Source organism: Pseudoalteromonas sp. THAF3, from assembly GCF_009363775.1.
Taxonomy (GTDB): Bacteria; Pseudomonadota; Gammaproteobacteria; order Enterobacterales; family Alteromonadaceae; genus Pseudoalteromonas; species Pseudoalteromonas ruthenica.
Genome location: NZ_CP045418.1, coordinates 2,312,545 through 2,324,397 on the forward strand (window position 1 = coordinate 2,312,545; position 11,853 = coordinate 2,324,397).

Below are 11,853 nucleotides of genomic sequence, written 5' to 3' on the forward strand. Positions count from 1 at the left end.
ATTAGTACCCTGCACTAACATGGCGCTCAGCGCAGTAAGCCTCGAGTTTCAACTCTATATTTGCGGGCGTCTCTCCCTGCTGCATTGCCATGATGCCCTCAGCGATGAGCTCATGATAGAGCATTTTTTCTTCAATCACTTGCTTTAGCTTGTTGGCAACGGGCAGGAATAACAAGTTGGCAAAGCCCACGCCATAAATCGTGGCCAAAAATGCGGTGGCGACCCCAGCACCCAATTTATCGGGCTCACTAATGTATGCCATCGCCTGAATGAGCCCGAGCACAGCCCCTAAAATACCAATGGTCGGCGCATATCCTCCCATGGCCTCGTAAACACGAGCTGCATCTAGCAACCGCTCGCGCTCTAACATAAGCTCGATTTCTAGGGTGTCACGCAAGCGCTGCTCATGAGAGCCATCAATCAGCAAGCTTAAGCCTTTAGCGGCATAAGGGTCTTCACTTACGAGTGCTTGTTCCTCAAGAGCCAGGTATCCTTTTTGACGTGCGGTACTGGCCCACGATTTAATTTGCTCAATCCCAGCTTGGGTATCATAAAACGGGGGAACAAATACCCACTTAAAGACGCCCAAGGCCTTTTTGAAGGTCGCTAGTTGCGATTGCAACATTACGGCACCTAAAGTGCCGCCAAGGACAATGATCAGTGCCGGTCCATCAATCAGCCCTGAAACCATACCGCCCTCGAGGCTATAGCCTAAGGTAATGGCGATAATGGCAACAGCAAGGCCAATTATGGAAAGTTTATCCACAGCCGACTTCCTTGAGTAAATGCGCGGCAACATCGTCAAGAGCCACTTGGTGGTCATGCAAACCGGCGCTGGCTATCGCTTGCGGCATACCATACACAACACAAGACTGCTCGTCCTGCGCCCAAACCCGTGAGCCTGATTGTTTGAGCATCCGCGCACCTTCACGACCATCAGCGCCCATCCCGGTCAGCACAATGGCTAATACATCACCGCCAAATGCTTTTGCGCTACTGGCAAAAGTAACATCAACACTGGGTTTATAAGTAATCCTTGGGTTGTCGTCTTGAAATACCTTCAGAGTTTGCTGTTGAGCGCGGCCATCAAACATCATTTGCTGACCACCTGGTGCAAGATACGCCGTTCCAGGTTGCAAACGGTCTCCCTGTTGCGCTTCTTTTACCTTGATTTTGCAAAGGTTATTCAAGCGCTGCGCAAACGCAGGAGTAAATGCGGCCGGCATATGCTGAATAAGCAAAATAGGATGAGGAAAATTGGCTGGCAGCTTGGTCAGAATCGTTTGCAGTGCCACAGGCCCCCCGGTAGAGGTACCAATAGCCACTAACTTGTACTTTTTGCCGCTGGGCTTGAATTGGCTAGCGCTTTGAGGCCGAGTCGAAGCTCCTTGGTTAAAGCTTCTATCAGGTTGCGCTGAACTGCGTGTGGTGACACTGGGGCGCGCTGGTGACGATGCCGTTGTCGAGGTCGTTGGGCGATTAAAACGCGAAAGACGACGACGTCCTAGCTCGCGCACCTTTTGTCGAAGTATCTCAATCGCATCTTGGTTGTTGCGCGCGATGTCTTCAAACTTTTTCGGTAAGAAATCCAATGCCCCGGCATCAAGTGCATCCAGTGTGGCGCTGGCTCCTTCACGCGTCAGTGAGGAAAACATAAGAATAGGTGTTGGCGATTTCGCCATGATTTGTTTCACCGCAGAAATACCATCTAACACTGGCATTTCCACATCCATGGTGATCACATCTGGGCGTAACTTAACTGCTTTTTCCACCGCATCGGCGCCATTGACAGCTGCGTCAATGACTTCGATATTGGCATCACCTTCAAGAATTTCAGTAACCCGGCGACGAAAAAAGCTTGAGTCGTCAACTATTAGAACTTTGACAGCCATTTAATACTCGATTTTAGTTAACGCTGGAGCGCCCAGCGTAATGTTTTAGCATGCTTGGCACGTCTAGAATTAAGGCTATGCCACCGTCTGAGGTAATTGTCGCCCCGGCCATACCTGGTGTGCCTTGCAGCAACGCATCCAGAGGCTTTATGACTACTTCCTCTTGACCAATCAGCGAATCCACCACAAAGCCGACCTTTTTAGTACCAATTTGAACGATGACGACATGGCCTTCGGCTTTACGTTGGGTGCGGTCCGCACCTTTGACTAACCAATGCTCTAAATAAAATAGTGGTACAGCTTTTTCACGCACAATAATGGTGAGCTGGCCATCAACAATGTTAGTTTTGGTCAAATCAAGGTGGAAAATCTCACTAACAGCCGCCAATGGCAGAGCAAAGGTTTGTTCACCAACAATCACCATCAGCGTTGGCAAAATAGCAAGCGTCAGCGGTACTTTGATATCTAGACGGGTACCAACACCGAGCTGTGAGTCGATATTAATGGTGCCGTTAAGCTGGCTGATCTTGGTTTTCACCACGTCCATACCCACACCACGCCCAGAAATATCAGAAATTTCCTCTTTGGTGGAGAATCCAGGTGCAAAGATAAGGTTATAGGCTTCCGTGTCACTCAAACGAGCGGCTTGGTCGTGATCAATAACCCCTTTGCTAATAGCAATTTTTTTCAGTTTTTCGGCATCCATCCCAGCGCCATCATCGTGGATGCTCAGGAGAATGTGGTCGCCTTCTTGAGAAGCCGATAAGCGCACCGTACCGGTGCGAGGTTTACCTGCTGCTTCTCGAACATCAGGCATCTCAATACCGTGGTCCACTGAGTTACGTACTAAGTGCACGAGTGGGTCAGCTAGGGCTTCGACAAGGTTTTTATCTAAATCAGTCTCTTCCCCTTCAAGGACCAAGGAAATATCTTTTTGTAAGCTGCGGGCAAGGTCACGTACTACACGTGGGAAGCGGCCAAATACTTTCTTAATTGGCTGCATCCGAGTTGCCATCACCGCACCTTGTAGGTCGGCGGTGACCACGTCAAGATTTGAGATAGCCTTACCCATAGCTTCACTGTTGTTATTATTCGCTAAGGTAATAAGACGATTACGTACCAATACCAGCTCACCCACCATATTCATGATCTGGTCTAGTCGTTTGGTATCGACGCGCACTGTCGTTTCTGCTTGTGGCGGTGGCGCGGCTTTAGGTGCCGGTTTTTTGGTATCACCACTGCTAGGCGGGGTGCTCCCCTTCGCTGCACTCGGCGCTGGTTTTGCGGCCGCTGGCGCTTTACTAGGCGCTGGCGTTGCCGGCGGTGTGTCTTTAGCTTTACTTTGGCTTACTGGCGCCGCAGGCTTTTCAACCGGCGCTGGCGAAGCTTCTGCAGAGCTTGCTTTAGGCGCATTGCCTTTGCCGTGCAGCTCATCAAGCAGCGCATCAAATTCATCTTCGGTAATGTCTTCATCATCACCACTGGCCGACTCTGATTGGCCCGATGTAGTCGGTGCACTCTGCTGCGCAGCTCCCTGCTCTTCGACGCTCGGCGTGGAGCCATTATCGCTAATGGCACCAAAGCTGCCTGCTCCATGTAATTCGTCTAGTAGCGAGTCGAACTCATCATCGGTAATATCTTCATCATTACCGGATGTCCCAGCATCCGCTGACCCTTCACCCACAGACGGGCCTTTGCCTTGGCCGTGCAATTCATCGAGCAAGCTTTCGAATTCATCTTCGGTGATTTCGTCAATCGCTTCGCCTTCGTCACTGCCATCACTTGGCGCATCGAACAAAATATCATCGCCAAAATCATCGGCCCCTGATGCGACATTTTCAGGCACAGGTTCGGGTTCAACAACAGGTTCACTCGGAGTTGCGGCAGGTTCAGGCACTGCAATAGGTGCCTCATCTTCGGATTCAGGTTCGCTCAGTTTATGCAATACAGCAAGTAACTCAGGGTCTGCAGGTTGCGGCTGCTCTCGTGCTTGAATAAGCGCAAACATGTCGTTAATTGTATCGAGCGCTTGCAGGATAACGTCCATCAGTTCAGAAGTAACCTGGCGCTTACCTTGGCGAAGAATATCAAATACATTCTCAGCACCATGACAGGCATCCACCAGCTCATTCATGCCAAGGAACCCAGCTCCCCCTTTAACAGTGTGGAAGCCCCGGAAGATAGCGTTGAGCAAGTCTTTATCATCAGGGTTATTTTCAAGCTCTACTAACTGCTCAGAGAGCTGCTCCAATATCTCACCTGCTTCGACTAAAAAGTCCTGTAAAATATCTTCATCTACTTCAAAGCTCATGCAGCCGCTCTCCTCTTTAGAAGCCTAAACTAGACAACAAGTCGTCTACTTCATCTTGGCCTGAGACCACGTCATCACGTGATTCTGTGTCTATAATTGGCCCTTCTGGACCTTCAGCGTTCACAGCTGGTTTTGCTTTTTGTTGTTCAACCACCGGTTCTTCACCTTCGTTGCCCGCAAACACAGTTAATAAATTAATAAGGCTGTCTTCTACCTCGCGCACCAGCTCGATTACGCGGCGAATTACCTGCCCTGTTAAATCTTGGTAGTCTTGCGCCATCAGCACATTGTTAAGAAGGTCGTGCAGCTCCACTGTACTGCCTTGAGAGCGGTTCATAAAACTATCAAGCTGATGACACAACTGCTTGAACTCACCTAATTCGAGATCGCGACGCATCAATTTATCCCAAATGGGTTTAATTTGATGTAGTTCAGTGGATAGCTGCTCAGCGATGGGCAAACTAGCTTCCACGGCATCCATGGTTTTATTTGCCGCCTGCTCGGTCATTTCCATCACGTAATTAAGACGCTGCTTAGCATCGGGAATGGCTTCTTGCGTGAGGTCGTTCAAGCGCGTATCGAGTTGGAAATTCTTCAACGACTCGTGAAGTTGCCGCGTCAACTTGCCAACCTCAGCAAACAGTTCGGATTGTTCCTTGGAGGCAGCATCGAGGATCAGCTGATCGGCTTTCTCCTGCTCACCTTGCTCAAGAAACGATACAAGCTGTTTGGCTTGCTCTAGGGTAATGTGAGGTGCAGCGGGAGCTGACATAAACCTCTCCTTCTCGGTTAACCTAAGCGCTCAAATACTTTATCCAGCTTGGTTTTTAATGTAGCTGCGGTAAAGGGCTTAACGATGTAACCGTTCACGCCAGCTTGGGCAGCGGCAATGATTTGTTCCTTCTTCGCCTCTGCAGTTACCATCAGTACTGGAATGTGCTTTAAGCTGTCGTCGGCGCGAATTGCACGGAGCAAATCGATACCCTGCATACCTGGCATGTTCCAATCGGTAACCACAAAGTCAAACTCTTGGTTTTGCAACATGGGCAGCGCGGTACTACCATCGTCCGCTTCTTGCACGTTGGTAAAGCCTAAATCACGCAATAGGTTTTTAATGATTCTTCTCATAGTGGAAAAGTCATCGACCACGAGAATTTTCATGTTTTTATCCAAAGTATCCTCCAGTGAGGTATGAACCTTTATTCTTACTACTAATTGACCCAGTCATTGACTTTCGCTTTGAGCTTAATCATTGCCTGACCATGTATCTGACTCACACGGGACTCACTTACGTCCAGTATTTGCCCAATTTCTTTTAAATTCATTTCATCGTTATAGTACAACGATAATACCAATGCATCACGCTCGGGGAGAGAATTAATTGCCGCTACTAATGCTTGGTTAAAGCGTTCGTTGTGAACGCTGGTGTAGGGCCGCCCCGTTTGAGATTGTTCACTGCTCGGGGTGAGTACATCTTCATCGACACCTAAGTCTTCGATACCGAGCACTTTAGAGCAATTAACATCGTTTAAAATATGATGGTATTCATCGAGCGAAATATCAAGTTTTTCAGCTACTTCAACATCCTTTGGTTCCCGACCTAGGGAGGTTTCCAATTCATGTACAGCGGTAGCTACAGCGCGGCTATTGCGATGTACCGATCGTGGAGCCCAATCTCCCCGTCGTACTTCATCAAGCATCGCACCACGAATACGAATACCAGCAAACGTCTCAAAGCTGGCGCCTTTACTGGCGTCAAAGGTTTTTGATGCCTCGATGAGGCCAATCATGCCGGACTGAATGAGATCATCGAGCTGCACACTCGCAGGCAGTCGAGCCAGCAAATGACATGCAACACGCTTGACCAGCGCGGCATGGCGCTCGACCAGAGTGTTTAATTGTAATTGATCTTGATATCCAGCCACTTTATTCATAAATCCGAACAACAGTTAATTATTGACCAGCTTTTCAATGAAGAACTCCAAATGCCCCGATGGTTGATTAGGGGTTGGCCATTTTAGTGCCTTGCCAGCGAGACTTTTCAGCGATACCGAAGCGGGTGAGTTAGGGAATAACTCCACGACGGCTTTCTGGCGACGCGTTGATTTACGCATGTTTTCATCATAGGGCACGGTGGCCACTAATTCGAGCGCCACATCTAAAAATCGGTCGGTTACTTTGGAGAGTTTGGCAAATAAGTCTTGCCCTTCACGCTGGCTGCGCACCATATTGGCAACGACTTTGAATTTGTATACGCCATGTTCACGACTAAGCACCTTGATCAACGCGTAGGCATCGGTTATCGAGGTTGGCTCATCGCAGACCACCACCACAACATCTTGCGCAGCTCGCGAGAAGCTCAGTACCATATCGGAGATACCGGCGGCGGTGTCGACAATGAGGACATCAAAGTCGTTATCGAGCTCGCTAAACGCACGGATTAAACCTGCATGCTCTGCGGCACTCAGTTCAACCATGCTCTGTGACCCCGATGTTGCCGGAGCAATACGAATGCCCGCAGGCCCAGTTACCAGTATATCGCGCAGTTCGCACTCACCACTTAGAACATGAGAAAGGTTCTTTTCAACACGCAGACCAAGCATAACGTCACAGTTTGCCAGTCCTAGGTCAGCATCTAACACTAAGACACGTTTGCCTTGCTGACCCATGGCAATAGCTAAATTCAAAGAGACATTGGTTTTACCGACGCCCCCTTTGCCACCGGTCACGGCGATTACTTTTACGCCTTGGCTATTGTTTTGATTCATTTTTCGAAGGCCACTTGCTTGATCGTGCACTGTGTTAATCATACATTCCTACTGCCTGAGACGCCACTGTTTGGCGCCCTGCTGGTGCCGCTGATTTTTGTGTTTTTTGGTGTTTGATAAACAATTGTTCAGCTTTTCTAACCATTTTTTCTGAGTTAGCAACGCGAATATCTTCTGGAACGCGTTGACCGTTAGTAAGATACCCTATTGGTAAGCGATTTTGAATCGCTACACTAATAATCTCGCCTAAACTTAGACTTTCATCAAGTTTGGTGAAAATACAACCACTTAAGTCAACTTTTTGGAAGTGCCTTACGGTTTCTTGAAGCACTTCATGTTGTGCTGTGGCACTGAGCACTAAATAGCTACGAATATCGACTCGCGTACTACGCATGAGCGTGTTTAATTGCTCACTTAAACGTAAATCGCGCTGGCTCATTCCCGCAGTGTCAATTAATACTAGACGTTTATTGCGTAATTGATAAAGCACATCGGCCAATTCATTGGCATCTTTTACTTGCTTCACAGGGCAACCAATGATGCGTCCATAAGTTGCTAGCTGCTCGTAAGCACCGATACGGTATGTATCCGTGGTGATCAGCGCAACCTTGTCAGCGCCATATTTTTGCGCCCCTAATGCGGCCAGTTTTGCAACCGTTGTGGTTTTGCCTACGCCAGTAGGACCGACTAACGCATATACGCCGCCATGACGTAAAATCTCATTATTGGTGGTGTGTAGCTGCTTTTGCACCATATCCAGAGCTGCACTCCATGCTTGCTTGCGCGATACGTCGTCTGGTACATAACGCACTAACTGCTCAGCCACTTCAGTGTCGATACCCATGCCCTGCAAGCGCTCGATGAAGCAGGCACGAGTTGGATCGCGGCGCGCTCGGTCCTGATGTAATAGGCCGGATACTTGATGTTCAAGAAGCTGACGAATGGCATTCATCTCATCGCGCATGGCACTGATCTCTTCGCTGTCCATGGCCTCTTGCTGTACAGAATCTTTGGGCTGGCGGTGTAGCTCATCAAAACCGTCACCGTCCAAATCATCACCCATGGACTGCGCTGCAGCGCGGGCTTGCGTTGGCTCTGCTAGCGTTGGCTGCGGAGCGTAGTTATTGGCCGGCGCAGCGCGACGCTGAGGCTGTGCAACGGGCTCTTCAGGCGCGCTCATATCAATACCTGATTGCGAAAACATGTCGGCGAGAGCAGCGTTCTTTGGTTTCGGACTCTGACGCTCTAACAACGCCTGCAATGAATCAGCCACACCATTGTGACTTTGCAGCTCGGGACGTTGCGTACGTGTTTGTGGGCGTACCATACGCTGCTCAGTGGCACGCGGCTGCATTTGCTGCTGGGGAGCGCTTTTCGGTGCGGCTGCTGGGCGTTCATGGTCAATAGCAGCAACGATTTCAACGCCATCTGCAAGCTTTTTATTCGACATGATCACCGCGTCAACACCCAGCTCATCTTTTACTTCTTTCAGTGCTGTACGCATATCTTTAGCAAAAAAGCGTTTGATTTTCATAATATTACCCTCTCACAACCGGCTTTCCGATCTATTGCTGTCCAACGGAGCTAACAATCTTAATTTGACGCTCATCGGGCACTTCTTGGTAAGACATCACCTTCAGCCCAGGGATGGTGTGCTTCACAAAACGTGATAACACTGTACGAAGCATCCCGGAGGTCAATAAGATGGAAGGTTCACCCGACATTTCTTGGTTCTGGTGGGCTTCGCTTAAAGAGGCCTGTAGCCGCTCTGCCAAGCCTGGCTCAATGCCAGCACCCTCATCTCCTGCGTTCTGAAGCGACTGATGCAACATCTGTTCCAACTCAGGCGCCAATGTTATGACAGGAATTTCTGGCGTAGCGCCAACCGCATCTTGCACAATCAAACGACGCAATGAAATACGTACCGCTGCGGTTAATACATCTGGGTCTTGGCTGCGTGGACCATATTCTACGAGTGTTTGCACTATGCTACGCATATCGCGAATAGCAACGCCTTCATTGAGGAGATTTTGTAGCACTTTCACTATGGTCGTCAGCGGTAACACATCTGGTACTAGACCTTCTACTAGACGCGGATGGCTTTTCGCTAGCATATCAAGCAGACTCTGCACTTCTTCGTGGCCCAATAGCAGTGAGGCGTTATTAGTGAGTAACTGGCTAATGTGGGTCGCCACTACTGTAGCAGCATCAACGACGGTGTAACCTAAAGACTGTGCTTCATCTTTTTGCTCTGGTTTGATCCACACCGCATCCAGACCAAAAGCCGGATCTTTAGTCGCCACACCATTGATTGGGCCAAAGACTTGACCTGGGTTGATGGCCAGTTCATCACCATGACTGAGTTCACCATCACCGCTGGACACGCCCATTAGGGTAATACGATAGGCATTAGGGTCTAACTCTAAATTATCGCGAATATGAACAGGCGGTACTAAAAAGCCCAGTTCCTGTGAGAGCTTCTTACGGACCCCTTTAATGCGGCTTAACAATTCTCCACCTTGGGCCTGATCCACCAGCGGGATCAAACGGTAGCCTACCTCCAAACCGATGACATCGACTTGCTGCACATCGTCCCAGCCCAATTCTTTTGGTTCGTCGTGGGTGGCAACATTGCTGCCAGGGCCCTGCTCAGCTTCTTGTTGCTCCTGTTCAGCAGCAAGTTTTGCCTGCTTTTGCGAATAATAAGCAACAAAACCAAGTAAGCCACCCAAGCCTAAAAACGCCACATGCGGCATCCCCGGTACCAACCCCATAGTGATGAGAATACCGGATGCTATCCACAGTGCTTTGTCATTGCCAAGCTGGGTTTTAACTTGATCGCCCATATTGTGTGATTCATTTTGGCGAGTTACGACGATAGCAGTACCGATTGATAGCAACAGCGATGGCAGCTGCGCCACGAGGCCATCACCAATGGTGAGTAAGGTGTACACTTCCATGGCCTGAGAAAAGCTCAAGTCATGTTGGATCATACCGACAAATAACCCGCCAACGATATTGATCACTAAGATAACGATACCCGCAATGGCATCGCCTTTTACGAACTTACTGGCACCGTCCATCGAACCGTAAAAGTCCGCTTCACGGGTGACTTCTTCACGCCGCTCCCGCGCTTGCTCGGCGCTGATAAAACCCGCGTTCAAATCGGCATCAATGGCCATTTGTTTACCGGGCATCGCATCGAGGGTAAAGCGGGCAGACACTTCTGATATACGTCCGGCCCCTTTGGTGATAACCACGAAGTTGATAATAATTAAGATCAGAAAGACAACCAGACCCACGGCATAGTTACCGCCGATTACCACCGAGCCGAAGGCTTCAATTACTTTACCGGCCGCGTCCCCGCCCTGGTGGCCCTCTAATAACACCACCCGCGTACTGGCAACATTAAGCGCCAGACGCATAATGGTCGCGACTAAAAGCACCGCTGGGAACATACCAAATTCAAGCGGTTTCATGGTGTAGACCGTAACTAACAGCACCACCAAGGCCAGCGCAATATTAAACGAAAACAGAATATCCAGTAAAAATGGCGGCATAGGTAATACCACCATTGCCAGTGCGGCGAGCACCAACAACGGCGTACCTACGCCTTTTGCATATTCTTTTTTATCGCGATTAAGCTGGGTGAGAACGGCCTTAAAATCCATAAATGCTACAGCAATAAATTGACACTGCAGTCATCAAAGCAAGGAGTAGGCCAGTTTTTTATATCCTATATTTCAGTTGGTTAATACTTGAATTCATCAGGAATAGGTAGTTTTTCTGCCAGTTTAGACGGTCGGCGACCGCGTCCTTTTTCAAAGCGTTTCAGCTGATACACATAGGCCAACACTTGCGCGACGGCGGTAAATAGCTGCTCGGGAATTTGTTCGCCTACTTCGGTGGTATGATAGAGCGCCCGTGTTAGCACTGGAGATTCTACCAGCGGGACGTCATTCCCCTTGGCTATTTTACGAATTTGTAAGGCCATTTCATCGGCCCCTTTAGCCAATACTATTGGCGCACCGGCTTTTTCAGTATCGTATTTTATCGCTACCGAGAAATGCGTCGGGTTGGTTACCACCACATCAGCATCAGGCACATCTTGCATTTGCCGACGTTGTGACATTTCCCGCTGGGTTCGCCGAATACGCGCTTTGATCTGCGGGTCACCTTCGGAGTTTTTATACTCGTCTTTAACTTCTTGTAAGGTCATCTTCAACTGTTTATGGTGGTTGTGCGCCTGATAAGGCACATCCACCGCCGAGACAACAATCATGGTGCAACTCAATGCTAGAAACATCCACGCAATAATTTCCAACGCGTGAGCTATATTGTTCGGTGGCGTTTCGATACTCAAATGCAGAATTTCGTAAAAATACATTTTGATCAAAAACACCGCACACGCTGCAACTAGCCCGAATTTGAGCAGCGCTTTTATCAGCTCAACTGCTGCTTGCGGCCCAAGTATACGTTTGAACCCTTTCATCGGCGACATCTTACTGGCTTTGGGTGCCATCGCTTGCCATGAAAAGTTAAACCCGCCAAGCATGGTATTACCAATAAACGCGGCGATAACTATAACCAGTACAAACATGCTCATGGGATAGAGCAATGAATCCGCTACCGCCCCCCATGCCGCAAACATCTTGGTGGTGTCATAAGTTTCGTTACGACTCAGCGATAGCATTCGCTTCATGACTGTGTGTAAACCACGACCAATATCGGGGCCATAAATGAGCAAAGAAACCGCCGACATAATCAATACAAAGGTGGTACCCAACTCTTTTGAGCGTGCTATTTGGCCCTTTTTCTTCGCCTCTTGTAGCTTTTTCGGTGTGGGCTCTTCGGTACGTTCTTGACCTGAATCTTCTGCCAT

Annotated in this window: 10 protein-coding genes; all 10 read right to left on the reverse strand. The window is 49.0% G+C overall.

The annotated features are described in order from the left end of the window. Position 1: 1 nt before the first annotated feature. The 10 genes from FIU82_RS10780 to flhB all read right to left on the reverse strand — a co-directional run bounded on the left by FIU82_RS10780 (position 2) and on the right by flhB (position 11,853). Positions 2–766, reverse strand: a complete 765-nt coding sequence (locus FIU82_RS10780; protein WP_045978608.1) for a flagellar motor protein — start codon at positions 764–766, stop codon at positions 2–4. Continuing rightward, positions 759–1,892, reverse strand: coding sequence for a chemotaxis response regulator protein-glutamate methylesterase (locus tag FIU82_RS10785; protein WP_022946902.1), 1,134 nt, complete (start codon positions 1,890–1,892; stop codon positions 759–761). The genes FIU82_RS10780 and FIU82_RS10785 overlap by 8 nt, the downstream gene beginning before the upstream one ends. A 13-nt stretch (positions 1,893–1,905) precedes the next feature. Continuing rightward, complete coding sequence (locus tag FIU82_RS10790) at positions 1,906–4,203, reverse strand: chemotaxis protein CheA (protein ID WP_152441057.1); 2,298 nt, start codon at positions 4,201–4,203, stop codon at positions 1,906–1,908. Between the two features lie 16 nt (positions 4,204–4,219). Further along, positions 4,220–4,975, reverse strand: coding sequence for a protein phosphatase CheZ (locus FIU82_RS10795; RefSeq protein WP_022946904.1), 756 nt, complete (start codon positions 4,973–4,975; stop codon positions 4,220–4,222). A gap of 17 nt (positions 4,976–4,992) precedes the next feature. After that, complete coding sequence (gene cheY, locus FIU82_RS10800; protein WP_010560568.1) at positions 4,993–5,376, reverse strand: chemotaxis response regulator CheY; 384 nt, start codon at positions 5,374–5,376, stop codon at positions 4,993–4,995. Positions 5,377–5,414: 38 nt separating this feature from the next. After that, the gene (locus FIU82_RS10805) at positions 5,415–6,137 is read right to left on the reverse strand and encodes an RNA polymerase sigma factor FliA (RefSeq protein WP_022946905.1); all 723 of its coding nucleotides are present in this window, start codon (positions 6,135–6,137) and stop codon (positions 5,415–5,417) included. Positions 6,138–6,152: 15 nt separating this feature from the next. Continuing rightward, on the reverse strand, positions 6,153–7,013 hold the full coding sequence (locus FIU82_RS10810; protein ID WP_022946906.1) for a MinD/ParA family protein: 861 nt from the start codon (positions 7,011–7,013) through the stop codon (positions 6,153–6,155). Beyond that, on the reverse strand, positions 7,006–8,505 hold the full coding sequence (flhF, locus tag FIU82_RS10815; RefSeq protein WP_152441058.1) for a flagellar biosynthesis protein FlhF: 1,500 nt from the start codon (positions 8,503–8,505) through the stop codon (positions 7,006–7,008). The genes FIU82_RS10810 and flhF overlap by 8 nt, the downstream gene beginning before the upstream one ends. Before the next feature lie 31 nt (positions 8,506–8,536). Beyond that, positions 8,537–10,642, reverse strand: a complete 2,106-nt coding sequence (gene flhA / locus FIU82_RS10820; RefSeq protein ID WP_152441059.1) for a flagellar biosynthesis protein FlhA — start codon at positions 10,640–10,642, stop codon at positions 8,537–8,539. Between the two features lie 80 nt (positions 10,643–10,722). After that, positions 10,723–11,853, reverse strand: coding sequence for a flagellar biosynthesis protein FlhB (gene flhB / locus FIU82_RS10825; RefSeq protein WP_152441060.1), 1,131 nt, complete (start codon positions 11,851–11,853; stop codon positions 10,723–10,725).

What these genes read in the sequence shown, in the direction of transcription:
- flhB (WP_152441060.1), bottom strand. Translation starts at nt 11,853, where the DNA reads ATGGCAGAAGATTCAGGTCAAGAACGTACCGAAGAGCCCACACCGAAA.
- FIU82_RS10785 (WP_022946902.1), bottom strand. Translation starts at nt 1,892, where the DNA reads ATGGCTGTCAAAGTTCTAATAGTTGACGACTCAAGCTTTTTTCGTCGC.
- FIU82_RS10790 (WP_152441057.1), bottom strand. Translation starts at nt 4,203, where the DNA reads ATGAGCTTTGAAGTAGATGAAGATATTTTACAGGACTTTTTAGTCGAA.
- FIU82_RS10810 (WP_022946906.1), bottom strand. Translation starts at nt 7,013, where the DNA reads ATGATTAACACAGTGCACGATCAAGCAAGTGGCCTTCGAAAAATGAAT.
- flhF (WP_152441058.1), bottom strand. Translation starts at nt 8,505, where the DNA reads ATGAAAATCAAACGCTTTTTTGCTAAAGATATGCGTACAGCACTGAAA.
- FIU82_RS10805 (WP_022946905.1), bottom strand. Translation starts at nt 6,137, where the DNA reads ATGAATAAAGTGGCTGGATATCAAGATCAATTACAATTAAACACTCTG.
- FIU82_RS10795 (WP_022946904.1), bottom strand. Translation starts at nt 4,975, where the DNA reads ATGTCAGCTCCCGCTGCACCTCACATTACCCTAGAGCAAGCCAAACAG.
- flhA (WP_152441059.1), bottom strand. Translation starts at nt 10,642, where the DNA reads ATGGATTTTAAGGCCGTTCTCACCCAGCTTAATCGCGATAAAAAAGAA.